The sequence below is a fragment of the Aestuariivita sp. genome, from assembly GCF_021404545.1.
Lineage (GTDB): Bacteria > Pseudomonadota > Alphaproteobacteria > Rhodobacterales > Rhodobacteraceae > Aestuariivita.
Window position 1 is genome coordinate 82,040 of sequence record NZ_JAAWWD010000062.1, and the last position, 26,688, is coordinate 108,727.

Genomic DNA, 26,688 nt, shown 5'->3' on the forward strand with positions numbered 1-26,688 from the left:
TGTGCTCAAGAAAGTTTTGTTTGAATTCAATATCTTACAGATTTGCCTAAATTTTAGGCAAATCGCAGAGAGCCCGGAAACACAACGAAAAATTCCGGGGCACCGAAACATATCTTCAGACTTATCCACAGCAATCGGGGACAGCTTAGGGCTTGATCCGTATGGCTCAAGATTGCAGGCGTGGCCTGAGAATCATATCTGGGTGCCATGACCTTTTCTGACCAATCCCCCCAAGCCGATGCAAAGACCGGGCACGCCGCGATCCAGAGCTATCTCAAGACGCTGGACAGCTCGCCAGGGGTGTACCGGATGCTCGATGATCAGAGCCGCGTTCTCTATGTCGGCAAGGCCCGCAACCTACGCGCGCGGGTGTCGAACTATGCCCGACCCTCGGGCCATTCCGCGCGCATCGACAGGATGATCCGCGAGACCGCCTCGATGATGTTTCTGACCACAAGGACAGAGACCGAGGCGCTGCTTCTGGAACAGAACCTGATCAAGCAGCTGAAACCCAAATACAACGTTCTGCTGCGCGACGACAAAAGCTTTCCCAATATCCTGGTCGCCAAGGATCACGATTTCCCGCAGATCAAGAAACATCGCGGCGCCAAGAAGGAGAAGGGCACCTATTTCGGCCCCTTCGCCAGTGCAGGTGCGGTGAACCGGACGCTGAACCAGCTGCAAAAGGTGTTCTTGCTGCGCAACTGCACCGATGCGATGTTTGAAAGCCGCACGCGGCCTTGCCTGCTTTACCAGATCAAGCGGTGTTCGGGCCCGTGTGTGGGCCATATCAGCCCCGAGGATTATGCCCGCTCGGTCCGCGATGCCGAACAGTTCCTCACCGGTCGGTCGACCAAGGTGCAGGAGGCGCTGGCAACCCAGATGCAGGAGGCGTCCGACGCGATGGAGTTCGAGCGCGCCGCCGCACTGCGTGACCGGATCCGCGCGCTGACCCAGGTGCAGACGGCGCAAGGCATCAATCCGCGCGGCGTGACCGAGGCGGATGTGATCGCGCTGCATCTTGAGAACGGGCAGGCCTGCGTGCAGGTGTTTTTCATCCGCGCCAATCAGAACTGGGGCAACCGCGATTTCTATCCCCGGGTGGGTGCGGATATCGACGAGGGCGAGGTGCTGGAGGCGTTTGTAGGCCAGTTCTATGACACCAAGGAGCCGCCGCGTCAGGTGATCCTCAGCCACGAGATCGAGAACCCCGATCTGATGCAGGACGCGCTGACCCAGAAACTGGGCCGCAAGGTCACGCTGCTGGTACCCCAGCGCGGGGAGAAGGCCGAATTGATCGAAGGCGCGCTGCGCAACGCCCGCGAGAGCCTGGCGCGCAAGATGGCCGAGACGGCCACACAGGCCAAACTGCTTAGGGGTCTGGCGGAGGCGTTTGCCCTGGAGGCGCCGCCCAAGCGAATCGAGGTCTATGACAACTCGCATATCCAGGGCGCGCATGCAGTCGGTGCGATGATCGTGGCGGGGCCTGACGGGTTCATGAAGAACAGCTATCGCAAGTTCAACATCCGGGGTGACGAACTGACCCCCGGCGATGATTTCGGGATGATGAAAGAGGTGTTGACCCGCCGGTTCTCGCGCCTGATCAAGGAAGATCCGGATCGCGAAAAGGGGATGTGGCCGGACCTGTTGCTGATCGACGGCGGCGCGGGGCAGGTGAGTGCCGTGGCCCAGATCATGGCCGCGCACGGGGTGGAGGATATCCCGATGGTGGGCGTTGCCAAGGGGGTCGACCGCGACGCGGGCAAGGAGGAGTTTCACCGCACCGGCGCGCGCCCCTTCGCGCTGCGCCACAATGATCCGGTGCTCTATTTCGTGCAGCGATTGCGGGACGAGGCGCACCGCTTTGCCATCGGCACGCATCGCGCCAAAAGGGCCAAGGCGGTGGCGGCGACCCCGTTGGACGAGATCGCGGGCGTGGGGGCGGCGCGCAAACGGGCGCTTTTGGCGCATTTCGGATCCGCAAAGGCCGTGGCGCGCGCCAATCTGGCGGATCTCAAGGCCGTGGACGGTGTGAGCGAGGCGCTGGCGGAGAAGATCTACGACTTTTTTCACGACCGGGGGTGAGGTCAGACGGTGCTCAGGTTGGGCGGTGTCGATGGTCATGGAAAACAGCGACCGGCTTGTGGCCTCCGTGATCGACGTGTCACCACATGGGACTGGTAGCGCGGGTTGGGGCGGTCAAATGCGTCGCGACACACCGAGGATCGTGCTGACGGTTTGCGCCGATTGACGTTCTGCTGACATGGAGTTGCGGAACACAGGCTGAAAATGTCTGGAAGATCGTCTCGGATGGCTGCCACATAGCGGTGGGTCGGCGAGGAATCCCAGTTGAAATTCCTAACCGGTTGGCGATGATCGCGGCATTGCCAACAGCCAGCGGCGCCGTGGTCCTGAATGGGCGCAGGCCGCGAAGAGGGGGGAACGATGAGCCAACCAGTCGCGCAGTATGCCAAGCGGTCTGCGGTTTTTGCCGTGGTGCTTGTCGCGGTCCTTGCGACAGCGCACAGCATCAGCCCAGGGCACAGCCAGCGGGTGTCCGGCATTCTTCTGGGCCTGGAACAGGTGCTTCTGCCCGCCGCCGCCGAGGCAGCAGACATCTCGTCCGATCGCCCGATCCGCATGACATCGCGCCCTTTCGCTCCGCGCTCGCCCGCCTATGAGACGGTTTTCCAGCGCGTCGAGGCTTCGAGCCACGGCATCGACAAGCCGCTGGAGTTTTCGATAAAGGACATGTGGCCACCATTCTGGGAAGGTCGCAGCCTGTCGACCGGGGATATCGACCACGACGGCGACCTGGATCTGGTGATCGCCTCGACAGAGCGTGGCGTCTATATCTATCTCAACGATGGCGATGGCGGGTTCAGCCCGTGGCCGGGCGCGCTTGGCCCGCTGGCCGATCTGGATGTGTTCAACGCCGCGCTGGTCGACACCGATAATGACGGCTGGCTCGATCTGTTTCTTGCCACATACCTGGACGGCAACTTCATCGTTCACAACCGGAATGGTGATTTTGAAACCGAGAGGCCGCAGCCAGTGGCCAACCGCGACGACGCGATCCTGACAATGTCGCTGAGCTTCGCCGATGTCGACCGCGATGGCGACCTTGATGCCGCTCTGGGCAACTGGGCCGCCGGTTGGTACCGGCGCATTCCGGGCGAGGAGTCGCGCAACCGGCTGATCTTTAACGAAAACGGCACGCTCGATGGCAGCGCTTTCGCCGACTTGCCGGGTCTGCCCGGCGAAACGCTGGTCATGCTGTTGAGTGATATCGACCTGAACGGCACGGCCGATCTGCTGGTGGGCAATGATTTTGAACTGCCCGACTATGTCTATCTCGGTGACGGGCAGGGCGGTTTCACGGCCGTCACCCGGGCCGACGACCTGATCCCGCATACCACCAACACGACCATGGCAATCAAGACGGCGGATTTGCATAACGATGGCATGCCCGAGATCTTCTTCGCGCAGATCGCAGGCCGGTCGTCACGTGTCTCCGAGCGGCTGAAAATGCAGCATCTCTCGGAGTATTGCGATGGCATCATCGACGCTGCAACCAAAGCGCTCTGCGTCCGCAACATGGAAATCAAGGAGTGGTACAAAACCGGCAACCGGTTCGATCCAAGTTATTCCAGCAAGTGCGATGCCCTTTCGGGAATGTTGCGCAGGGAATGCAATGCCATGCTGGTCAAGGATCTCGCGATCCAGAAACAGGATCCGTCGATCTGCGCCTTGATCCCGGCGGGGCAGCGCGAGGCACAAGCCTTTTGCGAGATCCATTTCAAACCATTCGAGCTGCCGCTCATGTCGGTTTTTGACACCACGATCCGGCAGATCCTGCGTACCAACGTCCTTTTGACCCGCCAAGGGGACAGATATGTCGACACCGCTACGGCCGAGGGGCTCGAAATCGGTGGCTGGTCCTGGGACACCAAGATTGCCGATTTCGACAATGACGGCTGGCAGGATGTGTACATCGTCAACGGGACCTGGGTGCCAAACGAGTTCAGCCCGTCAAATCTGTTCTTCCGCAACATCGGCGACGGAACCTTTGCCGAGGCCTCCGGTCCCTTCGGGCTGGAAGACTATCTGATGACCGCGGCTGCCGTGGCCTTCGACATGGATCACGATGGCGATCTCGATATGATCACCCAACCGGTCAACGGCCCGGTGGCGCTGTTCCGCAACGGGTCGCAGACCGGCAATGCCATTCGGGTCGAACTGCGTGATGCAAGTGGGGGCAACAGCCACGGGCTGGGTGCGCGGCTGGTCGTTGAAATGCCCGACGGCACGCGGATGATGCGCGAACTTCAATCGGGGGGTGGCTTCATGTCATTCGATGCACCGGTGGCGCATTTCGGTCTTGGAGATGCCGATGAAATCGCCCGGCTCACGGTCTACTGGCCTGATGGCGGCCACACCGAAATTGCCGGTCCGATTGCCGCCGGCGCCACCTATCGCATCACCCGCGACTGACACAGGGTGCTGCGCGGACTGATCATGGTATCGTTTATCATGACAAACAGTCAGATACCTGCCCGCCTGAAGGCCTCTCCGCGTGTGGCTGAGATGCGACCGTGTTCGCCCCGACGAAGTGGCCGCATACCAAGGGCCCGACACATCGTCTTTGCCGGGCGGCGCGCAGCCACAAACCGTCTGGAGCCGCACTTCGGATGGCTGTAGCCTGAGGGAAACGGTTCAAATAGGAGATTCCGGGTGAGATCCGTTCGACAAAGAGTGCACGCGTCTTTGCTGGCCCTGAGCCTGGCTACACCGGCCGTGGCGCTCGACTTACCCGACCCTCTGAAACTCGAAGATTTTATCCAGTTCGAACCGGCCCAGGTGCAGCTTGGGCAATTGCTGTTTTATGACAAGGTCCTCTCTGGCAACCAGAATATCGCCTGCGCCACTTGCCATCACCACGACTTCAACAGCGCCGACGGTGTAAGCCTTGGCATTGGTGAAGGCGGAACCGGGCTGGGGAAGCAGCGCTCAGCCGGAGCTGGACCCGATCAGATCCACGAACGCGTGCCGCGCAATGCGCCCGGCCTGTGGAACCTGGCGCATCAAGATGTGAAATTCATGTTTCATGACGGACGCGCCGAGGTTTCCGACGATTTCGGCAACGGTTTCAGAACACCTGCCTGGATATTCCTGCCCAAGGGGCTGAATTCCTTGCTGGCGGCGCAGGCACTGTTCCCTGTCGCCTCGGAAACGGAAATGGCCGGGCAACCCGGTGAAAACCCGATCGCCGGAGCTGCGTTTGACGGCGCGCACCATGTCTGGCCACTGATCACCGAACGTGTTCGTAACATCGATGCCTATGTCCCGAAATTCACAGAAGCCTTCGACAATGTGAACGATGCCTCTGACATCACGATTGTCGAAATCGCCAACGCCATTGCTGCTTTCGTGGGCACCGAATTTCGTAACTTCGACAGCCCGTTTGACAAATACCTGAATGGTGATGAAACGGCGCTGGACGATGCGCAGGCGCGCGGCATGGAGTTGTTCTTTGGCGACGTTGGCTGTGTGAGTTGCCATGCAGGGCCATTGCTGTCGAACCAGAGCTTTCAGGCGTTGGGACTGCCACCCTTCGGTCCGGGTCTCACTTTCTTGAACGACCCGATTCCCCGCGACGTGGGCCGAATGGCAATCTCCGACAATCTGGATGACGCCTACCGATTTCGCGTACCATTCCTGCGCAATGTCGCCTTGACGGGGCCATATGGCCATAACGGCGCCATGCCGACGCTCGAAGCAATGGTCCGTCACCACATGAACCCCCAGGAAAGCAATGCCAAGTGGCGCGCTGACATGGCGATCCTGCCCTCTGTTCCGTGGCTCGCTTCCAGCGACTTCGCCCTGCGCGACAACATCGCCGAGAACGATCGGGTTCGATCCAGGATCAGCATTGATCTGCCACCCGTGACCGACGCCGAGATCGCCGATATCGTTGCATTCCTGAATGCGTTGACCGGAGAAACCGCACTGCAACGCCCGATGGGCCGCCCCGACATGGTGCCCAGTGGCCTGCCCGTCGATTAGGGCCGCCTGGGGGCAGAGTGTCAGCGCGCGGCCACGCGGGCAAACCGGCGTGCAAAGAAGGCAGGGATGAACGCGAACAGACGTGCGGCAATCACGGTCACTCGCACCCTGGCATAGTATGATGACGACGGCGCTTCGCGGCGTTTTTTGTGTGTCAGATGTGCCCAGCGGTACGGATGGGGCCAGAGGTCGTGGTCTGAACGGCTCGGCGCTGTTGATCGTTGAATGTGTTTGGCTTGAATCTGCTGATCAGCTTGCCCGCACTGTCTCTGCCATCCTCGGCGCGACCCTTTCCAATGGACCGGAGCGGCTCAGGGTATTGCCGCGGATCGTGAACCTTGTGCGCCCTTGGATCGAACCCAAGCCGCCATTGAGGTGTCGTCCGCGAAGGACGGTTTGACCCAGGGTGCAGACATCGCACCAATCCACCTTCTTGCCATGCCGGGGCTTGCCCTTTCCGGCCGGGCGGGGTTCGATACCTGTTGAACCAAAAGGGCATCGACATGGATATTCAGCAGGGATTTCCCCCCGATCCGGACAAACGCGCGACGCTGGCCAATTGGCGCAGATCGCCTTTCAATCACTGGGCCTTTCATCACGTGCGCGAGATTGTACCCTCGGCAAGGATTGCGAATGATCCCGGCGATGTCTGGCACTTGCCCCATGGCGAAATGGACTTGAGCGCGGCCGACCTGAATCAGGCGGTCACTGGCATGCCCAATGACGCGCTGGTGATTCTGCATGAAGGCGCCATCGTGCATGAAAGCTATCGCAATGGGATGGCGCCACAGGATCCGCATATCCTGATGTCGGTCTCTAAGTCCATGCTTGGCCTTGTGGCGGGCACCCTGGTCGAGCGTGGCGAGGTTGATCTTCAGGATCCGGTCACCACCTACCTGCCGGAATTGGCCGATACCGCCTATGCCGGAGCGACGGTGCGCGATGCGCTGGATATGCGTGTAGGGGTGCTTTTTGACGAAGACTATGAAGCAACAGACGGTCCGATCATCGAATACCGCAAAGCTGCGAACTGGAACCCGCTGGAGCCCGGCGAGGCCGCGATGGATCTGCGCAGCTTTCAGACCTTGCTGACCGGGCGGGATGGCACGCATGGGGGCCGCTTTCACTATGTCTCTCCGGTGACTGATATGCTGGCGTGGCTGATGGAGCGTGCGACCGGCACCCGGTTTTCCGACCTGCTGTCTGACCGTCTGCTCAAACCCTTGGGGGCCGAGCAATCGGGCGATCTGACTGTCGACCGGATCGGCGGGGCGCGTGCGGCAGGCGGAATGAACATCACCGCACGGGATCTGGCCCGCGTCGGGCAGATGTTGCTGCAAGGCGGGACGCGTGAGGGCAAACAGGTTCTTCCCCGGGCCTGGGTGCAGGATCTGTGGTCCGGCGGTGACCGCGCTGCCTGGGCCGCAGGCGATATGGCCGACCGGTTCTCCGAGCCGGGGCGGTCTTACCGATCCAAATGGTATCATGTCCCGCACCCGGACGGAGACATGATCCATTGCATGGGCATTCATGGGCAGTATCTGTTTGCGTGCGCTCAGACGCAGTCGGTCATTGCGTGGTTTTCATCGGCGGACGACCCCATAAACGATGCCAACTCGGCGCATGTGTTTGCCGCCGTGGCGCGCATTCAGGCAGCCTTGCGCCGATAGCCCTTTCCGGCGCGCTTCAGAGCGGGTAGTCAACGGCCATGCAGTGGAACATTCCCAATATCCTGACGCTTCTGCGGCTGCTGGCCGCGCCGAGTGTCGCGGTGATGTTTCTCTATTTCAACCGGCCTTACGCGGACTGGTTCGCTCTGGTCCTGTTCTTGTCGGCGGCGATTACCGATTGGTTCGATGGCTATCTGGCCCGCGCCTGGAAACAGGAGACCAAGCTGGGTGCGATGCTGGACCCGATTGCCGACAAGGCGATGGTTGTCATCGCTCTGATGGTGATCGTGGGTTACTCGTCGATGTCGCCCTGGCTGGTGTTGCCCGCCACGTTTATCCTCTTTCGTGAAGTCTTCGTGTCGGGTCTGCGCGAATACCTGGGCGATACGGCAGGAACGCTCAAGGTTACGCCACTGGCCAAATGGAAAACGACGGTCCAGATGCTGGCCATTTCCGTACTCTTTGCCCAAGGCATATTCGAGCATTATCTGGGTATGTCCGCCTGGGGCATGGATCAGGCGCTGGTCGACCGGATCATGATGGGTGAAGTGGAAGACCTGCAAGGGCTGAAATGGAAATTCATCGCCATGGAATGGACGGGGCGCCTGGGGTTGTGGCTCTTGTGGCTGGCGGCGGGGCTGACCTTGGTCACCGGATATGATTACCTGCGCAAGGCGATGCCGTATCTAAGGGAGAGGCGCTGATGAACGTATTGTATTTCGCATGGGTCCGTGAACGGATTGGCCACCCCATGGAAGAGGTCGAGAGCGAGGCGGAAACCGTTGGCGATCTGGTCGCGGAGTTGCGCGCCCGCGAGGACCGGTATGAGGCCGCCTTTGCCGATGTGTCGGCCTTGCGCGTGGCGGTCGACCAGAAGCTAACTGATTTCGACGCTCCGCTCAAAGGCGCGCGCGAAGTGGCGTTCTTCCCGCCGATGACAGGGGGCTAGCCCGCATGCGCATTGTGGTTCAGGAGGCCCCGTTCGATCTGGGCGATGAGGCCAACCGCTTTGCCGCCGGGCACCGCGATATGGGAGCGATCGTGACGTTCACCGGCGTGGTGCGCGATCTGGCGACCGGCGATCTGGACGCGATGGAAATCGAGCATTACCCCGGCATGACCGAGGCCGCCCTGACCGAGATCGCGCAGCAGGCCCAGAGCCGCTGGAGCCTGGGGGACGTGCTCGTCATCCATCGCTATGGAAGGCTGGAGCCGGGCGCGTTGATCATGATGGTGGCAACCGCAGCGCCTCATCGCAAGGACGCCTTCGAGGCTGCCGAATATCTGATGGACTATCTCAAGTCCCGCGCTCCGTTTTGGAAAAAAGAACATATCGGCGCAGACGCCTCCTGGGTCTCGGCCAAAGACGCGGACGAAGACGCGCTGAGCCGGTGGTAGGCGATCATATCACAACTGTGCCAGGACGGCAGATGACCTGACGAGGACTGTTTCAGGAAAGAGCCCTCTGACAGAGGGTCAGGGCCCCCAACCCACAAGCGTGCAGAGCCCCTGGATCTCTTGCGGGCGGCGGCGCCTTTGACCACATCGTGGCGGCCCAACAGACCCACGCGCTGGCGTTGTCGGATAGCATATGTGCCGACCGGGCAGGCGCCGGGGATCCAGATCGGTTCATTCGTCGTTCCGGGTGCTCTCGGTGCGGTCTGTAACACATCGTGTCCCTGCATGTGCTGCACGTGCCATCCTTCAGCCCGTGCAGAAAACCGGCAATCAGGGCTCGTATGGCCCAAGTCCGAACCTGTCGTTGCATGGCGCGGGCTGTGACATGCCCCGCTGCCCGCTGCGCAAGATCTGCTCAGGCCGTATTGTCACGCGTGGCGCACGCGCTCCAACTCGCCGCGCAGCTCTTCGGCCTCCTGGCGGGCATCGCGCAGACCTTCCATCGCTGCGGTCAGTTCGGCTTCGGTCTGGCTGAGCTGGTTGGTCAGCTCGGCTTCGCGCTGTTGCAGATAGGTGATCGCCTGGTCCCGTGTCTCTTCGGCCTCGTGCAACTCCTGGCTCATCCGCTCCAGCTCGCCCATATCGGCCGATGAAACGCGGGTGAACCGGTGCACCAGCCAATTGGCAAACCAGCCCAGGGCAAAGGCCACAAACAGAATGATCGCCGTGGTGATGATAAACTCAGTTCTGTTCATCGGGTGTTCCTTCATCCCCGTCCGCCTCTGCCGCGGCGTCCTCTGCCATGGCATCGAGCGTTTGTTCGGCCTCGGTCACCGAGGGTTCGGGCCGGATCAGCCGAAACTCGATCCGACGGTTGGCGTCGCGCCCGGCCTCGGTGCCGTTATCGGCGATGGGTCGGGTTTCGCCGTAACCCTTGGCGGTGTAATTCGTGGTCAGGATGCGACGGCTGCGCAGCTCGCTCAACACCGACTGCGCGCGCGCCTGGCTAAGCTGCTCATTCATCACCTCGCGGCCCTGACTATCGGTATGGCCCTGAATTTCCAACCGAATATCGCCGCATTCCGCCAACAGATCCGCAATCGCGTTCATCGTGTCGAGCGATCCCGCGTCGATAGTGGCCGAGCCTGGCTCGAAGGTGATCTGGCCTTCGCTCATGATTTCGGCCAGGCCGATTTCACAATCTTCAGGTGAGGGCGGGATATCGGTGGGCGGGGGCGGTTCGCGAAAGACTACATTGATCTCAAAGGTTTCGGTTTCGCCCAGCTTGTCCGACAGCAGCCGCGCGATCACGTCGCTGGTGTCCGTGGCGTGGGTCAGCCCCCGCAGCGCGACATTATCCGGCGTCACCCGCAGAGACCCGTTTTCAAGATGCGAGAGAGCCTCCAGCCCGGTCAGCACCCGCAGCGGCCAATCCAGCGGCAGTCCTTCGACCACGCGGGCCGCCGTATGGACGCTGGCCGATCCGAAGCGCGCGCGGGCATAGCTGTCGGCCAGATCACGCAGGGCCGGATCGCTGAGCCGGCCACGCAGCTGGACCAGACCTTCGGGGCTGAGCGTCGCGGTGAATTCCGGCGGGCCTTCGGCGGTGGGTGTTTCGGGCGCGGGCAGGCTGGCATAAAGCGCAAAGACATCCGGCAGATCGTTTTCCAGCTCACCCACCACCCGGTCAAAGAGCCTCTCCTCGGTGCCTTGAAGTGCGACGAGCGAGACATCGGCATCCGAGAATGTCACCGTTCCCCCGCCCAGATCGGCAACGGCGGCCAGCGCCAGCTCTGCCGCATCGGCCCAGCTCGGCGTCGGCACGCCCATGCCGATGGTGCATCGGCCCGTCTCGGTCAGGCCGGCGGCTGTGGCGGCGTTCAGGATGCGGACTTGCGCCTCCTCATCCTCGGCCGAGCAGGCATCGAACCGTCCGCCATCCTCGTTCAGCACAAAGCGCAGCGTAAAGGGGGTGATCACCGGGCGCGGTGCCGCAATGTCCATCGAAATCCGCAAAGCCGGTGGCGCACGGCGGGCCAGACGGGCTTCCAGTTCGGCCTTTTCCTCAACGCTGTCGGCAATGGCGGTGATCTCGATCTGGCCGGGATCGACCGAGATCTTGGCGCGCGGCAGCTTGGCCAGCGCGGTCAGCGCAAAACCCAGCGCGTCCTCCCATCCATCCGGCGCGGGATAGTCGGCGGTCTCCAACAGATCAATGACCGGCAGATCGCCCGCAAGCGCCTCCAGCGCATCGACAAACCCGGTTCGATCCGATGTGGCGGGGATCAGCCCGATCAGAGAAATACCGCTGTCATTGCGCAGAATCTCGGCTGAAAACCGCGGCGCCACCACACCGACGGCGTCTATCACCTCAATCTCGTCGATCACTCGGGCCGCATCGACCACTGTGCCGGTCGTACTGATCGCCTGAAACCGAAACGCCTCGGATGGGGCGGTGCCCGACAGCGTCACCGTCAGGCCGTCGGCCTGCACCTCGGCCCAGGTCAGATCGTTTTGATCAAGGGTGTTGCGCACGCTGATCTCGGACCCGTTTTCGATAAGCCGGACGGCGAATCCGGCCGTCACCAGGCTGATCACGGCGGCGCCTGTGAACATTGCAGCGACAATGACAACGGATGAAAGGCGCATCAGCAGACAGGCTCGGCTTTTATGTCCAGGGTCACGCCGCACGCGGCGTTTGACCGGAGTGATACGCCCTGTCCGCCCGGATCGCAATCAGATCAGGATCGCGATGCACAAGAACACCAGCGGAATAAGGCCTGCGTCGCGATTGGACTGAAACAGGCGCAACAGGCGCGGGACGTTTTCCGGATCGAATCGGCGCAATTGCCAGGTCATATGCACGCCCATCGCCCAACAGCCGATGAGCGCCAGCGCCAGAACCAGTGGATTGGCCCCGGGCAACAACGCCCAAAAGACTGCCAGCGCCATCAACAGGACGGTGCTCACCAGAAACCGGCGCAGCCATTGCGGTGAGTTGTCACCAAAAAGTCGTGCGGTGGATTTGATCCCGATCAGCGCGTCATCCTCGGCATCCTGATGCGCATAGATCGTGTCATAAAACAGTGTCCAGACGATCCCCGCCACATAGAGGATCATTGGCGCGGGATGCAGCGTACCGGTATGCGCTGCCCAGGCCAAAAGCGCGCCCCAGTTGAACGCCAGCCCCAGAAAGGCCTGCGGCCACCAGGTAAAACGCTTGGCAAAGGGATAGATCACGACCGGCACCAGCGCCAGGATGCCCAAGGCGATTGCCGTGGTGTTGAAGGTCAGCAGGATCGCGAGGGCGGCAAGCGCCTGTGCGCCCATCCAGATGATCGCGCCGCGCACGCTTGTCTGGCCCGAGGGGATCGGCCGCGACCGGGTGCGCTCTACCGCGCCGTCGAAATCGCGGTCGGTGATGTCGTTCCAGGTGCAGCCCGCGCCCCGCATGAGCCAGGCGCCCATCGCACATCCCAGCGCGATCCAGGCGTCCTCCCATCGCGGCTGCCCGTCATGCAGGATGGCCAGCGCAAGGCCCCACCAGCACGGGATCAACAGTAGCCATGTGCCGATGGGCCTGTCCGCCCGGCTCAGCCGCAGATAGGGCCGCGTGGCGGCAGGCGCCCAGCGGTCGACCCAGTTGTCTTTTGCTGCATCGGCGACCTGTCCGTCTGGCGTTGGCGCGTGGCCTTGCATATCTAGGGCTCATGACTGTGAAAATCCGGCTTTATGTAGAGCACCCTTTGGGGGCGGGGCAATCGGTTCCTTTGACGCGTGACCAAGCGCATTACCTCTTCGGGGTGATGCGGCAGGCTACGGGCTCTGAGGTGCTGCTGTTTAACGGGCGCGACGGCGAGTGGCGCGCCCAGGTGGCCGAGGCGGGCAAACGTGGCGGAACGCTGGCCGTGGCCGAACGGACGCGGGCGCTCAGCCTGCCGCCCGATCTGTGGCTCTTGTTTGCGCCGATCAAAAAGGCGCGTACCGATTTCATCGTTGAAAAGGCCGCTGAAATGGGCGCGGCGCGGATCATCCCGGTGCAGACCGCCTTCACCAATGCCGAGCGGCTGCGCCAGGACCGCCTCCAGGCGCATGCGGTCGAGGCGGCCGAGCAATGCGGCGGCACATTCGTACCCCAGGTCACCGATCTGCAAAAACTGGATCGGGTGCTGGCCGACTGGCCCGCTGGGCGGAAGCTGATGTTCTGCGATGAGGCCGAGGCAGGCGCGGGACGAGACCTGAGTGACGCGCATCCTGGCCCCTGGGCGATTCTGATCGGCCCCGAAGGCGGCTTTTCCCAGGCCGAGCGTGTTCGGCTTGCCGGTCTGCCCTTTGCCCATGTGGTCAGCCTGGGCCCCCGCATCCTGCGCGCCGATACCGCGGCCGTGGCCGCGATGACCCTCTGGCAGCAGGCGCTGGGGGACTGGAGATGAGTTTCATTCGCCCCGAGGCGCGCGCGCTCATCTGGCGCCTGCGCGAGGTGTTGACGGCGCTGACATTGGGGGCGCTGGGCGTCTGGATGATCCTGGGCCGCGGGCTGACGGTCTGGCTGGGCTATGCGGCCATTGCCGTCGCCATCGCTTTGCTGGTCGTTGGAGTTCAGCGCACGCGGTTCCGGCGCGGTGGCGGCGGCATGGGCGTGGTCGCGGTGGATGAGGGGCAGGTGGTCTATTTCGGGCCGCTGACCGGTGGGGTGGTGGCGCTGCGGGAAGTCTCCTCACTGACCCTCGATCCGACGGCGCATCCCGCCCATTGGATATTGTCGCAACCCGGTCAGCCCGATCTAGCGGTGCCGGTCGATGCCGAAGGGGCCGAAGCTCTCTTTGACGCGTTTACCAGCCTTCCCGGCATTCGGACCCAGCACATGCTTTCGATGCTCAAGACGATGCCCGAAGGGCCGGTTGTGATCTGGCGGCGCGACCCCGGTGTGATATCTGCGCTGGCGCGGGACTGAGAGGTGTGGTGGGTCCCGACACACGAAATCGCGCCTTGACACCTCGGGGCAACCGTTTCACCACTGGCGCGAAATACAGCGCGGAGGCCTGTCCATGTCCATACCTCAATCCGGCGGCGGGCCCATCGAACGTCACGAACAACTTGCCGAATATCTTGCTGATGGGTGCAAGCCCAGGGATGACTGGCGCATCGGCACCGAGCATGAGAAGTTCGGCTATTGCAAGGATACGCTGAAACCGCTGCCCTATGAGGGCGAACGCTCCATTCTGGCGGTGCTGGAGGGCTTGCGTGATCATCATGGTTGGGCGCCCTTGAGCGAAGGCGGCAAGCTGATTGGGCTGGAAAAGGACGGGGCCAATGTCTCGCTTGAGCCGGGGGGACAGCTGGAGCTGTCCGGTGCGCCGCTTGAGACGATCCACGAGACCTGCGACGAGGTGAACGCGCATCTGGCCGACGTCAAGGATATCTCGGACAAGATCGGTGTCGGCTGGATCGGGCTGGGTGCGGCGCCGGTCTGGACCCATGACGAGATGCCGATGATGCCCAAGGGGCGGTACAAGCTCATGGATGCCTATATGCAAAAGGTCGGTACCATGGGCCAGGTGATGATGCGCCGAACCTGTACGGTGCAGGTGAACCTCGATTTCGCGTCAGAGGCGGATATGGTGCGGAAAATGCGTGTGGCGCTGGCGTTGCAGCCGGTGGCGACCGCGCTGTTCGCCAATTCCCCGTTTTTTGAAGGCGCGCCCAATGGTCACAAAAGCTGGCGCAGCCGGGTGTGGCGCGATCTTGATGCGGATCGGACGGGCACCTTGCCGTTTGTCTTTGACGAGGGGTTCGGGTTCGAGGCCTGGGCCGACTACGCCCTCGATGTGCCGATGTATTTCGTCTATCGCGATGGGGAGTATATCGACGCGCTGGGCCAGTCGTTTCGGGATTTTCTGGAAGGCGAGCTGCCTGCTTTGCCGGGCGAGACACCGACCCTGTCCGATTGGGCCGATCACCTGACGACGATCTTTCCCGAAGCGCGCGTAAAGAAATTCATCGAAATGCGCGGCGCGGATGGCGGACCTTGGCGCAGGCTTTGTGCGTTGCCGGCCTTTTGGGTTGGGTTGATGTATGATCAGGGCGCGCTCGATGCCGCCTGGGATCTGGTCAAGAACTGGACGTCCGCGCAGCGCGAGGCGTTGCGGATCGCGGCCAGCGAGGACGGGTTGAAGGCCCGTGTCAATGGGATCCGCATGGCAGACCTGGCTGCCGAGGTGGTGTCCCTGGCGGATGCCGGTCTGAGGGCTCGGGCGATGCCGGGCGCAGGAGGGCTGGTGCCCGACGAGACCCATTTCCTGAACGCACTCAAAGAGAGCTTGGCGATCGGTAAGGTGCCCGCCGATGAGTTGCTCGACCACTATCACGGTGATTGGGGCGGCGATCTGAGCCGGGTTTATGCCGAGTACAGTTACTAGTCGGGGCCAGAAACTGACGCAGTTTCTGGCCAATTTCTGATACAGAAATTGGGCGCGTACCCGGGCGGGTTGCGCCCAGAATTTGCGTCAAATTCTGTCCATTTTCTGTGTCAGAAAATGGGTCACCCCTTCGAGCCGATCCGGGGTTCAGTTCCGGCCCGAATCCGCGCGATGTTCTCCCGGTGCCGAAAAAAGATCAGCAAGGTCAGGACGATCCCCAACAGAAACGCGTCCGGCACGCCCAGAAAGACCACCCAGAGTGTTGACAGCGACGCGGCCATCAACGCGCCCATCGACGAGATCCGCGTCACCGCTGCCGCCGATAGCCAAGTGGCACAGCAGGCCAACCCCACCGGCCAGGCAAATGCCAGCCACACTCCCAAAAACGTGGCCACGCCCTTGCCTCCGCGAAACCGCAGCCACACCGGAAAGCAATGCCCGACAAAGGCCGCCAGCGCCGCCAGCTGTACCGCATCATCCGGCGCCAGGCTGCGCGCGATCAGCACCGCAACCGCCCCCTTGCCGCCATCCAGGATCAGCGTCAGCGCGGCAGCCCCCTTGTTGCCTGTCCGCAGAACATTGGTGGCCCCGATATTGCCCGACCCGATCTGGCGCAGATTGCCCAGACCCTTGGCCCGCGCCACGATCACACCAAACGGGATCGAGCCCAGAAAATACCCCACAATGGCCCAGATCAGCAGCGTTGCAGGTGAGGAGATCAGCTCTGGCATCCTAAGGTCTCCGATATACGTCTTGGCCCGCCACATATGTCGCCAGGACCCGGCCTTGCATGCGCTGGCCGTCAAACGGCGTGTTTTTGGACTTCGACTGCAAGGTGGCGCGATCCAGAACGAAAGGCACGTCCGGGTCGAACAGCACCAGATCCGCAGGCGATCCGGCGGACAGACGGCCCGATGCCAGCCCCAACCGCCGTGCCGGGTTCAGTGCCATCGCGCGAAAGAGCGTTGGGAGATCCAGATCGCCCGCATGATAAAGGCGCAACGCGGCAGGCAACAGCGTTTCCAGCGCGACGGCCCCGCTTGCGGCCTCTTCAAAGGGCAGCCGCTTGCTTTCTTCATCCTGTGGCGTGTGCATCGACGAAATCACGTCGATCAGGCCGGTGCGCACAGCCTCCACCACCGCGATCCTGTCGCCTTCCGAGCGCAGCGGCGGTTTGACCTTAAAAAAGGTCCGGTAGTCGGCCACATCCAGCTCATTGAGCGTCAGATGATGGATCGACACACCTGCGGTGATGTCAAACCCGTTGACGCGTGCGCGTTCAAGCGCGGGCAGGGCCCGAGCCGTGGTTATCTGGTCTGCGTGATAGCGCGCGCCGGTCATCTCAATCAGAGCGATGTCGCGATCCAGCCCCATCCGCTCGGCCATGGGCGAGACGGCGGGCAGGCCGCGCAAGGATGCGAATTTGCCGGATGTCGTCGCCGCGCCGGAGGATAGTCCCGGTTCCTGAGGATGGGCGATGACCAGCGCGCCGCACGAGCGCGCATAGCTGAGCGCGCGGGCGAAAACCTTGGTGTCGCGCACCACATGGTCGCAATCGGTAAAGGCCACGGCACCCGCATCCAGCAAAAAGCCGATCTCGGTCATCTCTCGCCCTTGTCGTCCCTTGGTCAGCGCCGCCATGGGCAGGACGTTCACAGGGGCGGCTTCATTTGCGCGACGCGTCACGAATTCCAGTGTTTCAGGGCTGTCGATGGTGGGGGAGGTGTCGGGCCGTGTGATCATTGTTGTCACGCCACCCGCAGCCGCCGCCAACCCGGCAGAGCGATAGCTTTCCTTGTGCCGTTCTCCCGGCTCGCAAACTTTCACGCCCAGATCTACCAGACCGGGGGCGAGGCATTTGCCCCCACAGTCGATGACCTCTTCGCCTGTCGCCGTCTCGGTATCGCCGACGCCCGCCGCGGTGATCTGGCCTGCGCGCACGCGCAACCAGCCGCGGCTGTCGGTGCCTGCTTCGGGATCAATCAGACGGGCATTCTGAAAGAGGATATCGGTCATTGCGGCTCCTCGTGTTGCCGGGTGCGGACGTGCTGGCACATCGCCCGTCTCATCCCGCGATCCACACCATCAAACCGACAAAGATGAACATGGCAACCAACGCCAGCATCGCGACGCGACCGGACATTTTTGGATCGGGGCGTGGCTCTTTCATCGGCGTGCGGCCTCGATGCGGGCGACGGTGGCCTGGGGGTCGGACTGATACTTGATCAGATGTTTGTCGCCCCCATGCGTGATGATCTGCACCATGCTGCCCAATGTACGCAGCTTGGCGATGTCGCTGAGCGCGATATTGCGCTCCATCGGGCCCTTGATCCGCTCGTCCTCGATGACCCAGACGACCGCCAGCTCTTCGGAGGCCAGATACCAGCCGCGCAGCGTGATCGCGGCAAGCCCGGCAATTGCACCGGTCCAGACATGCGGGTTGCCGATCACCCACAGGATCGCCATCGCCCCTCCCATGCCCAGGGCCGCCATCCAGGTATGGCTGCGGATATAGGCGTTGCGGTCGGCGATGAAACGGATCGGCTCGGTCATTCGAGTATCATCCAGAGAAAGGCGAAAATGACCACCATGAAGGCGGCGAAGATCATCCCACCCATCCGCTGTGCCCGGGCGCGGGCCTCACGGGGGGAGGCGAGCTGCGCGCTATAGGGCTTGGCCGCCTCCGAAGGCAGCGTGCCCGAGGAAGACCAATCCGTTCCCGGCTGATCAAAGCTCGCGATATGGGTCAGATCTGCGGTCTCGGCCAGGGTAAAGGCGCGTCCGCCAAAGGCCGAGGAACGCAGGATCAGGCCATACCCTTCGAGCGCGTCGAGCTTGCGGCACAGAGGTGCGAGTGCGGCGGCTTCAACATCATAGCCCTCGGCGAGATACCCGCTGAGGCCCAGATCGGCCAGATCCTCCAGCGGGATCAGCTCGGCCCCGCTGGGGTCGAGATCCGGCGTGCCGGTCAAATCGGTCAGTACGTCATGGCTGGGTTGCAACCGATTGGCCCCCGTCGTGGCCGGCGTGTGATGCAGCGCGATATCGCCTTTGGGCCGGTTGACCGCAAACACATGCAGCCGCCCGCGTTCCTGCGCCGCGACCCGCATCACGCCGCTCCTTGGGCGCGCGCGTCGCGCAGGTTGCGGGCCAGAAGATGCATCGCGGCCATACGCACGGCCACGCCCATCTCGACCTGTTCCTGAATGACCGAGCGGTTGATGTCATCGGCGATCTCGCCGTCGATCTCCACGCCACGGTTCATCGGGCCCGGATGCATCACGATGGCATCATTCTTGGCCAGCGCCAGTTTCTCGGCATCCAGACCAAAGCGATAAAAGTACTCGCGCTCCGACGGGATGAACCCGCCATCCATCCGCTCTTTCTGAAGGCGCAGCATCATCACCACGTCCACGTCCTTTAGCCCCTCGCGCATGTCGTCGTAAACCTCGACCCCGAACTCGGCGATCTGCGCTGGCATCAGGGTGGGCGGGCCGATCAGCCGGATCCGGCTTTCCATCTTGCCCAGAAGCAGGATGTTCGAGCGGGCCACGCGGGAATGGGCGATATCGCCGCAAATCGCGATGCTCAGCCGGTGCAGCCGCCCTTTGGCCCGCCGGATGGTGAGCGCATCCAAAAGCGCCTGCGTGGGATGTTCGTGGCGCCCGTCGCCTGCGTTCAGAACCGCGCAGTTCACTTTCTGCGCCAACAGATCCACGGCGCCTGAATTGGGGTGGCGCACGACCAGCAGATCGGGATGCATCGCGTTCAGTGTCAGTGCGGTGTCAATCAGCGTCTCGCCCTTTTTGACCGAGCTTGCCTGCATCGCCATGTTCATCACATCCGCGCCCAGCCGCTTGCCCGCCAGTTCGAAACTGGCCTGAGTCCGGGTGGAGTTTTCAAAGAACATATTGATCTGGGTGAGACCTGCCAAAACGTCGGAATGTTTGTTGGCCTGGCGGTTCAGCACGACATACTGATCGGCCAGATTGAGGATGGCCTCGATATCGGCAGGACCAAGCGGCTCGATCCCCAGAAGGTGGCGATGCGCGAAGGACATGTCGGGCGCTCTCCCATTGCGGCTGGGGCCTTATAGGAAGGGACGCGTCGGCGGGCAAGGCGGCACAGAGGGGGATTTTATGTCATCGCGCAGACAGGTAGCTTGCGGGCATGGAATCGGTTGATCAGGCGCATCTGGCGCGGACATATCTCGACTGGCTGGTCGAGCTGGGGGCGGATGAGGCAATCTGCGATACGCCCATCGACCGGTATGCGCTTGCGGATCGACCAAAGGCGCCCGCCGTGAAGCCCCCGTCCGAGACGCGTACCCCGATCCAGGCCGAGGGACCGGCGGATGTGGCCGATCCGGTCGAGGCGGCGCGCATGGCGGCGCAAGGGGCGGGGGATCTGCCCGCGTTGCGCGCCGCGCTGCAAAGCTATGAGCATTGCGAGCTGAAGCGCGGGGCGCGCAATCTGGTTTTTGCCGATGGCACACCCGGCGCGCGGGTGATGATAATCGGTGAAGCGCCCGGACGTGACGAGGACCGGGAGGGCAGGCCCTTTGTCGGGCGCGCGGGCCAGCTTCTGGATCGGATGCTGGCGGCGATCGATCTGAGCCGCGGGAGTTCTGTCTATATCACCAATGTTCTACCCTGGCGCCCGCCGCAAAACCGCGATCCCAAACCTGAAGAGATCGCGATGATGCAGCCCTTCTTGCAGCGCCATGTCGAGCTTGCCGCGCCCGATCTGCTGGTTGTGATGGGCAATATCAGTTGCCACGCGGTGCTGGGCAAACGCGGTATCACCCGGCTGCGCGGCACATGGGCCGAGGCATATGGCAGGCCGGTCATGCCGATGTTTCACCCGGCCTACCTCTTGCGCCAACCCGCCGCCAAGCGCGAGACCTGGGCCGATCTCTTGGAGCTCAAGGCGCGGCTGATCGCATGATTGACCCCGTCACGCTCCTGACCTTTGTCCCGGCCGCTTTGGTGCTGAACCTCACGCCCGGAGCAGACATGATGTTCTGCCTGGGCCAGGGCCTGCGCGCGGGAGCGCGGCCCGCGATGGCCGCCAGCGCGGGCGTGTCTGTCGGAGGTATGATCCATGTGACACTTGCTGGATTGGGGCTGGGCGCCGTCGTGGCCGCGGTCCCTTGGGCGTTCGACCTGATCCGCTGGGTCGGCGTGGCCTATCTGCTCTATCTCGCGGCGGGTGCAGTCCGGAACCGGACGCGACCTATCGGTGCCGACCCGATGACCGCCAAGCGAGCGTTCCGGTCGGGCCTCTATGTCAACCTGACAAATCCCAAGGTGATCCTCTTTGTGCTGGCCTTTCTGCCGCAATTCGTCGATCCCGCCAAAGGGCCTGTGCTGGCGCAGTTCCTGATCCTAGGCGCGATCCTCAGCCTGGGCGGCTTTGTGGTGAATGCGGGGGTGGGATTTTTTGCTGGCGGGGCGGGTCGGATGCTGACGGGGTCGCTCCTGGCCCGTCGCATCCTGGGCTGGGTCAGTGGAACGATTTTCGCGGGCCTCGCCCTGAGGCTTGCCATTGTGGAAAGGTAAGGCGCGATGTCGCGACTGGATGAAAGCAAGGAATTCTTGGCGATCCGCATTGCGGTTCTGACGGTGTCCGACAGTCGCGATCTGTCACAGGATCGTTCGGGCCAGGTGCTGGTCGACCGGATCGAAGCGGCGGGTCATACGATTGCCGCCCGGAGCATCCTGCGCGATGAGCGGGCCGAAATCGCCGATCAGCTGCGCGCCTGGGTGGCTGACCCGGAGATTGACGTCGTGATCTCGACCGGGGGTACCGGGCTGACCGGCCGTGATGTGACGGTCGAGGCGCATAGGGACGTCTATGAAAAGGAGATCGACGCCTTCGGTACGGTCTTTACCATCGTGTCGATGAAAAAGATCGGCACCAGCGCGGTGCAGTCGCGCGCCACTGGCGGCGTGGCCGGTGGCACCTATCTCTTTGCTCTTCCGGGCAGCCCGGGCGCCTGCAAGGATGCCTGGGATGAAATTCTGTCCATGCAGCTCGATTATCGTCACCGACCCTGCAACTTCGTCGAGATTCTGCCCCGGCTGGATGAACATCAGCGACGGAAGTAACGCGCCTTTGCGTTAACACCCTTGTGCCTTGGCATTTTTTGCACGCTCGCTACGTTTAGAAGGGCAGGTGTGCGGTGAAGTAGGTGACGAATGCGCTTTTTGCGACAAAGCCTTGTGGGCGTTTTCCTGACGGCTGTGACGTTGGGCCTCTTGGTCTATGCCGGGCAGCTGATCGGCGCGGCCGTACAGGACCGGATGTCGGATGAGCGCACAGCACCGCCCGCGCGCGAACGGGTATTCGCCGTCAATGTGATCCGCGCGGTTGCCGGGCGCGAAACGCCCCTCCTCGAAGCCTTCGGCCAGGTGCAGAGCCGCCGGACCCTGGAACTGCGCACCGCGACCTCTGGGCGTGTGGTTTGGTTGGCGACAGAGTTCACCGAAGGGGGTGTGGTGGAGGCCGGTCAACTGTTGCTCCGCATTGATCCGGCGGATGCGCAATCGCTGCGCGACCGGGCCCGCAGTGACCTTCTGGACGCCCAGGCAGAGGTCCGTGACGCCGATCGTTCGCTCGCGCTGGCGGGCGATGAGTTGGCCGCAGCGCAGGAGCAGGCAATTCTGCGCGACCGCGCGTTTCGCCGTCAGCAGGATCTGGAGGCGCGCGGCGTAGGCACCGCGGCGGCAGTGGAAACCGCCGAGCTTGCCGCCGCCCAGGCGCGTCAGCAGGTTTTGTCGCGCCGGATTGCCCAGGCTCAGGCCGAGGCCCGTGTGGATCAGGCGGCCACCAGTCTGGCGCGCGCCAGCCTTGCGTTGGATCAGGCCGAACGAGATCTGGCCGAGACGGAGGTGTTTGCCGCCTTTGACGGCACGCTCAGCGATGTGACCCTGGTCGAAGGGCGTCTGCTGTCGGCCAATGAAAAACTGGCCGAGCTGATCGACCCTGCCGAGCTTGAGGTGGCGTTTCGCGTCTCGACCAGCCAATATGCCCGCCTTCTGGACACCCGTGGCGTGCTGATCCCGGCGGATGTCACCGCGACACTGGACGGGGCCGGGGCCGAACTGACCGCGACCGGTCGGATCAGTCGCGACAGCGCCGGTCCCGGTGAGGTGCAGACCGGGCGCCTGCTCTATGCCACGCTTGAGACCGCGCGCGGGTTCAAGCCCGGCGATTTCGTGACCGTGGCGGTGCAGGAGCCTGCGGTGGATAATGTTGTCCGCCTGCCTGCCTCGGCCTACGGTTCCGGTGGGACGGTTCTGGTGCTGGATTCCGATGACCGGCTGGAGGCGTTGCCCGTGACGCTGGTCAGGCGACAGGGGGATGATGTGCTGTTGCGCGGCGTTGGCCTGACCGGGCGCGAGGTCGTGCAGGCGCGCACACCGCTTCTGGGGGCCGGTATTCGCGTTCGGCCCTTGCGCGATGCCGCGCCCGGTGTCGAAGAGCAGGCGATGCTGCAACTGGAGCCGGAACGCCGCGCGCGGCTTGTGGCCTTTGTCGAGGGCAGCACGCGCATGCCCGAGGCGGCCAAGACCCGCATCCTGAACCAACTCGCGCAGGAGAGGGTGCCCGAACAGATGGTGAGGCGCATCGAAGCCCGGATGGGTGGGTAACGCGATGCCGCGCGATGTCCCCCGTGCCGCCGGCGGCGTGCTGTCCTATTTTACCCGTCACCCCACAGCCGCAAACCTGCTGCTTGTCATGCTGATGGTTCTCGGCCTGGCTGCGATCCCCAATATGCGCGCGCAGTTCTTTCCCGATGTGATCATCGACAATGTGACGGTCAGTATCGAATGGGAGGGGGCCGGCCCCGAAGATGTGGATGGCGCCATCGTGCAGGTGCTGGAGCCGGTGCTGCTGGCGGTGGACGGTGTCGAAAGCTCCAACTCGACATCGCGTGAGGGGCAGGCCTCGATCACGCTGGAGTTCGAGCCGGGTTGGGACATGGGGCGCGCCGCAGACGATGTGCAGGCGGCAGTCGATGGGATCACCACTCTGCCGGAGGAGGCGGAGGAGCCAAACGTGCGGCGCGGCGCCTGGCGCGACCGGGTCACCGATCTGGTGATCACCGGCCCGGTGGAGCCCGAACAGCTTGCCCTTTTTGCCGATGAATTGGTCACGCGGCTTTTTACCGTGGGGGTCACCCGCACAACGATCCGGGGCGTCGCCGCCCCCGAAACGGTGGTTGAGGTCCCGTCATCTGCGCTGATCGAACATGATGTCACGATGCAGCAGATCGCTCAGGCCATCGCCGAGGAGGTCGATGCCGATCCGGCCGGAGACGTGACCGGCGCCAATGCGCGGGTGCGCACCGGCACCGAGAAACGCACACCCGATGACATTGCACGCATCGTGCTGCGCTCGAACGCCGATGGCTCCAAGCTGACGGTTGCGGATGTGGCGCGGATCCTGGTGGAGGGGCCGGACCGGGAGCGCGCCTATTTCGTGGGTGAGGATCCGGCGATCTCGATCCGGGTGGACCGGTCGGATCAGGGCGACGCGATTGGCATTCAGCGCACCGTCGAAGAGATCGCAGAGCAGATGCAGGCCAGCCTGCCTCAGGGTGTGACGGTCGAGCTGATCCGCACCCGGGCCGAGGCGATCACCGGGCGTCTGAACATCTTGCTCGATAACGGGCTTTTGGGTCTGGGGCTGGTCTTGTGCCTGCTCTTTCTGTTTTTGAACGCGCGCACGGCGTTCTGGGTGGCGGCGGGTATCCCTGCGGCCATGCTGGCGGCGATTGCGCTGATGTATGCCGCGGGGCTGACCATAAATATGATCAGCCTTTTCGGTCTGATCATTACATTGGGCATCGTCGTGGATGATGCCATCGTTGTGGGCGAACATGCCGATTACCGATACCGCCATTTTGGTGAGCATCCCTATGCCGCGGCTGAAAATGCCGCGCGCCGCATGGCGATGCCGGTTTTTGCCGCGACGCTTACCACGATTATCGCGTTCTTTGGGCTGATCGCCGTCGGTGGGCGGTTCGGTGATCTGATCCGCGACATTCCTTTTACCGTGATCGTGGTTCTGGCGGCGTCCTTGGTGGAATGTTTTCTGATCCTGCCGCATCACATGGCCAAATCGCTGATCAAAGCGGAAAAGGAACGTTGGTACGACGTGCCTAGCCGGGTGGTGAATACCGGGTTCCGCTGGGTGCGCGATACCCTGTTTCGGCCGCTGGTCGCTTGGGTGATCTGGGGCCGCTATGCGGTTGTCGCGGGGGTGCTGGTGATCCTGGCGAGCCAGGTGGCCGTGTTCATCAAGGGCGATGTGCAATGGCGGTTTTTCAACGCGCCTGAGCGGGGTTCGGTCACTGGCAATTTCGCCATGGCCGAAGGGGCGACCCGCGCCGACACAATGGCGATGATGCGCGAGATGCAGCGCGCCACCGAAGCATTGGGCGCGCAATATGCCGAACGCTATGGCACAAACCCTCTGGATTATGTCATGGCCGAGATCGGCGGCAATGCCGGGCGCGGGCTGAGCGGGGTCGGGGCCAAGGACACCGACCTTTTGGGCGGGATTTCGATCGAGCTGATCGATGCCGATCTGCGCCCCTATTCCAGTTTCGCCTTTGTGGCCGAGTTGCAGGACAGCGTGCGCCGCCACCCGCTGGCCGAGACGGTGAGCTTTCGCGGCTGGCGGTCGGGCCCGGGGGGCGATGCGCTGGATGTGCAGTTCTTCGGCGCCTCGGTCGATACGCTCAAGGCCGCCAGTCAGGATTTGCAGACCGCCCTTCTGCGCTATCCCGAAGTATCGGCGGTGGAGGATAACCTCGCCTATGACAAGGAAGAGCTGATCCTGGACCTGACGGCGCAGGGGCAGGCGCTGGGTTTTACTATCGACACGCTGGGCAGGGCGCTGCGCGCGCGGCTCAACGGGCTGGAGGCCGCGACCTATCCCGACGGGCCGCGCAGTGCGAGCATCCGGGTGGAACTGCCGGAAGGGGAACTGACCGCCGATTTCCTGGAGCGCACGCAGATGCGCACGCCCGATGGGCATTATGTACCGTTGGCCGATCTGGTCACGGTCGAACAGCGCACCGGCTTTTCGACCGTTCGGCGCGAGAACGGTGTTCGTCTGATATCGGTGACCGGCGATATCTCCGAGGATGACCCGGCCCGCGCCGAACAGATCATGCGGGCGCTCGAGACTGAAATCCTGCCCGAAATTGCCAGTGTGCGGCAGGTGGAATGGCTGCTCTCGGGATTGAGCGAGGATGAGGACGAGTTTCTTTCTGACGCGCTAACCGGTCTGATCTTGTGTCTGACGGGCATCTTCCTGGTATTGGCCTGGGTGTTTTCCAGCTGGACACGGCCCTTGGTGGTCATGGCGATTATTCCATTCGGCCTGGTGGGCACGATCTATGGGCATGGCGCCTGGGATGTGCCGCTGAGCATGTTCACGGTTGTGGGACTATTAGGAATGACGGGGATTATCATCAACGATTCCATCGTGTTGGTGACGACCATAGACGATTATGCCAAGGAGCGTGGGCTGATCCCGTCCATTATCGACGCCACGGCCGACCGATTGCGGCCGGTCTTGCTGACCACTCTGACGACGGTATTGGGGTTGGCGCCGCTGCTCTATGAGACCTCGCAACAGGCGCAGTTCCTCAAACCGACCGTGATCACGCTGGTCTATGGGCTGGGCTTTGGGATGATCCTGGTGTTGTTGATCGTACCGGCCCTGGTTGCGATGCAATACGATGTCAGCCGTCGTATGGCGGCAATGCGCCGGGCTTTGCGCAGCCCGCATCAGGGGGTAAGAGGCACGGTTGTGGCAAGTGGTCTGGCCATTCTGGTTTGGTTTGCTGCGACCCTTGGCGCGGTTCTGGTGCACGGTGCCATTCCGCCTGAGTTGGTGAGGCTGTTGGGTTTTGTCGCCGATATGGACCCGATGCGCGCCGCGCTGCTTGCGTTCTTGGTGGGCAGTTTCGTCATCGTGGCATCGATTTATCTGATTGCCAGCACTGTAGCGGTTCTACGAGGCGCACGAGAGGTCAGAAACTGACGCAGTTTCTGACCAATTCCTGACGCAGGAATTGGTGCATTTGGCCAGCACAGGCACCCAGAAACTGCGTC

23 protein-coding genes are annotated in these 26,688 nt (G+C 62.8%); 15 read left to right on the plus strand and 8 right to left on the minus strand.

The window, feature by feature from the left end:
• Window positions 1-207 precede the first annotated feature (207 nt).
• The 7 genes from uvrC (at window position 208) to HEP69_RS19710 (ending at window position 9,134) form a co-directional block, all read left to right on the plus strand.
• Window positions 208-2,085, plus strand: coding sequence for an excinuclease ABC subunit UvrC (gene uvrC / locus HEP69_RS19680; protein WP_290560205.1), 1,878 nt, complete (start codon window positions 208-210; stop codon window positions 2,083-2,085).
• Between the two features lie 360 nt (window positions 2,086-2,445).
• Window positions 2,446-4,494 (plus strand): CRTAC1 family protein, encoded by a 2,049-nt coding sequence (locus HEP69_RS19685; RefSeq protein WP_290560206.1) that lies wholly within the window; start codon window positions 2,446-2,448, stop codon window positions 4,492-4,494.
• A gap of 273 nt (window positions 4,495-4,767) precedes the next feature.
• Window positions 4,768-6,066: a cytochrome c peroxidase gene (locus HEP69_RS19690; RefSeq protein ID WP_366111670.1), complete on the plus strand. Its 1,299-nt coding sequence runs from the start codon at window positions 4,768-4,770 to the stop codon at window positions 6,064-6,066.
• A 503-nt stretch (window positions 6,067-6,569) separates the two neighbouring features.
• Window positions 6,570-7,736 (plus strand): serine hydrolase, encoded by a 1,167-nt coding sequence (locus HEP69_RS19695; protein ID WP_290560207.1) that lies wholly within the window; start codon window positions 6,570-6,572, stop codon window positions 7,734-7,736.
• Window positions 7,737-7,774: 38 nt separating this feature from the next.
• A complete protein-coding gene (gene pgsA / locus HEP69_RS19700; protein ID WP_290560208.1) occupies window positions 7,775-8,440 on the plus strand; it encodes a CDP-diacylglycerol--glycerol-3-phosphate 3-phosphatidyltransferase in 666 nt (221 codons plus the stop codon).
• Entirely contained in the window at window positions 8,440-8,685 is a 246-nt protein-coding gene (gene moaD, locus HEP69_RS19705) for a molybdopterin converting factor subunit 1 (RefSeq protein ID WP_290560209.1), read from the plus strand. The genes pgsA and moaD overlap by 1 nt, the downstream gene beginning before the upstream one ends.
• 5 nt (window positions 8,686-8,690) lie before the next feature.
• Window positions 8,691-9,134: a molybdenum cofactor biosynthesis protein MoaE gene (locus HEP69_RS19710; protein ID WP_290560210.1), complete on the plus strand. Its 444-nt coding sequence runs from the start codon at window positions 8,691-8,693 to the stop codon at window positions 9,132-9,134.
• A gap of 428 nt (window positions 9,135-9,562) precedes the next feature.
• Here HEP69_RS19710 and HEP69_RS19715 read toward each other — a convergent pair whose 3' ends face one another.
• From HEP69_RS19715 to ubiA, 3 genes are all read right to left on the minus strand, one after another.
• The gene (locus HEP69_RS19715) at window positions 9,563-9,889 is read right to left on the minus strand and encodes a hypothetical protein (protein WP_290560211.1); all 327 of its coding nucleotides are present in this window, start codon (window positions 9,887-9,889) and stop codon (window positions 9,563-9,565) included.
• The gene (locus HEP69_RS19720; protein ID WP_290560212.1) at window positions 9,876-11,783 is read right to left on the minus strand and encodes an OmpA family protein; all 1,908 of its coding nucleotides are present in this window, start codon (window positions 11,781-11,783) and stop codon (window positions 9,876-9,878) included. The genes HEP69_RS19715 and HEP69_RS19720 overlap by 14 nt, the downstream gene beginning before the upstream one ends.
• 87 nt (window positions 11,784-11,870) lie before the next feature.
• Entirely contained in the window at window positions 11,871-12,833 is a 963-nt protein-coding gene (gene ubiA / locus HEP69_RS19725; RefSeq protein ID WP_290560213.1) for a 4-hydroxybenzoate octaprenyltransferase, read from the minus strand.
• Between the two features lie 11 nt (window positions 12,834-12,844).
• On the opposite strand from ubiA, the gene HEP69_RS19730 reads away from it, so the two are divergent.
• The 3 genes from HEP69_RS19730 to HEP69_RS19740 all read left to right on the plus strand — a co-directional run bounded on the left by HEP69_RS19730 (window position 12,845) and on the right by HEP69_RS19740 (window position 15,553).
• Complete coding sequence (locus tag HEP69_RS19730; RefSeq protein ID WP_290560214.1) at window positions 12,845-13,567, plus strand: 16S rRNA (uracil(1498)-N(3))-methyltransferase; 723 nt, start codon at window positions 12,845-12,847, stop codon at window positions 13,565-13,567.
• Window positions 13,564-14,088, plus strand: coding sequence for a hypothetical protein (locus tag HEP69_RS19735; RefSeq protein WP_290560215.1), 525 nt, complete (start codon window positions 13,564-13,566; stop codon window positions 14,086-14,088). Before HEP69_RS19730 ends, HEP69_RS19735 begins: the two co-directional genes overlap by 4 nt.
• 94 nt (window positions 14,089-14,182) lie before the next feature.
• On the plus strand, window positions 14,183-15,553 hold the full coding sequence (locus tag HEP69_RS19740; RefSeq protein WP_290560216.1) for a glutamate--cysteine ligase: 1,371 nt from the start codon (window positions 14,183-14,185) through the stop codon (window positions 15,551-15,553).
• A 122-nt stretch (window positions 15,554-15,675) separates the two neighbouring features.
• On the opposite strand, the gene plsY is transcribed toward HEP69_RS19740, so the two are convergent.
• The 5 genes from plsY to HEP69_RS19765 all read right to left on the minus strand — a co-directional run bounded on the left by plsY (window position 15,676) and on the right by HEP69_RS19765 (window position 19,613).
• On the minus strand, window positions 15,676-16,284 hold the full coding sequence (gene plsY, locus HEP69_RS19745; protein ID WP_290560217.1) for a glycerol-3-phosphate 1-O-acyltransferase PlsY: 609 nt from the start codon (window positions 16,282-16,284) through the stop codon (window positions 15,676-15,678).
• Window position 16,285: 1 nt separating this feature from the next.
• Window positions 16,286-17,569 carry a dihydroorotase gene (pyrC, locus tag HEP69_RS19750; protein ID WP_290560218.1) on the minus strand — a complete coding sequence of 428 codons (1,284 nt, stop codon included), beginning with the start codon at window positions 17,567-17,569 and terminating at the stop codon, window positions 16,286-16,288.
• A 150-nt stretch (window positions 17,570-17,719) separates the two neighbouring features.
• Entirely contained in the window at window positions 17,720-18,106 is a 387-nt protein-coding gene (locus tag HEP69_RS19755) for a hypothetical protein (protein ID WP_290560220.1), read from the minus strand.
• Window positions 18,103-18,663: a hypothetical protein gene (locus HEP69_RS19760; protein WP_290560221.1), complete on the minus strand. Its 561-nt coding sequence runs from the start codon at window positions 18,661-18,663 to the stop codon at window positions 18,103-18,105. Before HEP69_RS19760 ends, HEP69_RS19755 begins: the two co-directional genes overlap by 4 nt.
• Complete coding sequence (locus HEP69_RS19765; RefSeq protein WP_290560223.1) at window positions 18,663-19,613, minus strand: aspartate carbamoyltransferase catalytic subunit; 951 nt, start codon at window positions 19,611-19,613, stop codon at window positions 18,663-18,665. Before HEP69_RS19765 ends, HEP69_RS19760 begins: the two co-directional genes overlap by 1 nt.
• A 110-nt stretch (window positions 19,614-19,723) precedes the next feature.
• Between HEP69_RS19765 and HEP69_RS19770 the strand changes: the two genes are divergently transcribed.
• The 5 genes from HEP69_RS19770 to HEP69_RS19790 all read left to right on the plus strand — a co-directional run bounded on the left by HEP69_RS19770 (window position 19,724) and on the right by HEP69_RS19790 (window position 26,617).
• Window positions 19,724-20,500, plus strand: a complete 777-nt coding sequence (locus tag HEP69_RS19770; RefSeq protein ID WP_290560224.1) for a uracil-DNA glycosylase — start codon at window positions 19,724-19,726, stop codon at window positions 20,498-20,500.
• Complete coding sequence (locus HEP69_RS19775; RefSeq protein ID WP_290560225.1) at window positions 20,497-21,114, plus strand: LysE family translocator; 618 nt, start codon at window positions 20,497-20,499, stop codon at window positions 21,112-21,114. Before HEP69_RS19770 ends, HEP69_RS19775 begins: the two co-directional genes overlap by 4 nt.
• A 6-nt stretch (window positions 21,115-21,120) precedes the next feature.
• Window positions 21,121-21,663 (plus strand): molybdenum cofactor biosynthesis protein B, encoded by a 543-nt coding sequence (moaB, locus tag HEP69_RS19780; protein WP_290560226.1) that lies wholly within the window; start codon window positions 21,121-21,123, stop codon window positions 21,661-21,663.
• A 90-nt stretch (window positions 21,664-21,753) separates the two neighbouring features.
• The gene (locus tag HEP69_RS19785) at window positions 21,754-23,208 is read left to right on the plus strand and encodes an HlyD family efflux transporter periplasmic adaptor subunit (protein ID WP_290560227.1); all 1,455 of its coding nucleotides are present in this window, start codon (window positions 21,754-21,756) and stop codon (window positions 23,206-23,208) included.
• Between the two features lie 4 nt (window positions 23,209-23,212).
• Window positions 23,213-26,617, plus strand: coding sequence for an efflux RND transporter permease subunit (locus tag HEP69_RS19790; protein WP_290560228.1), 3,405 nt, complete (start codon window positions 23,213-23,215; stop codon window positions 26,615-26,617).
• Window positions 26,618-26,688 lie beyond the last annotated feature (71 nt).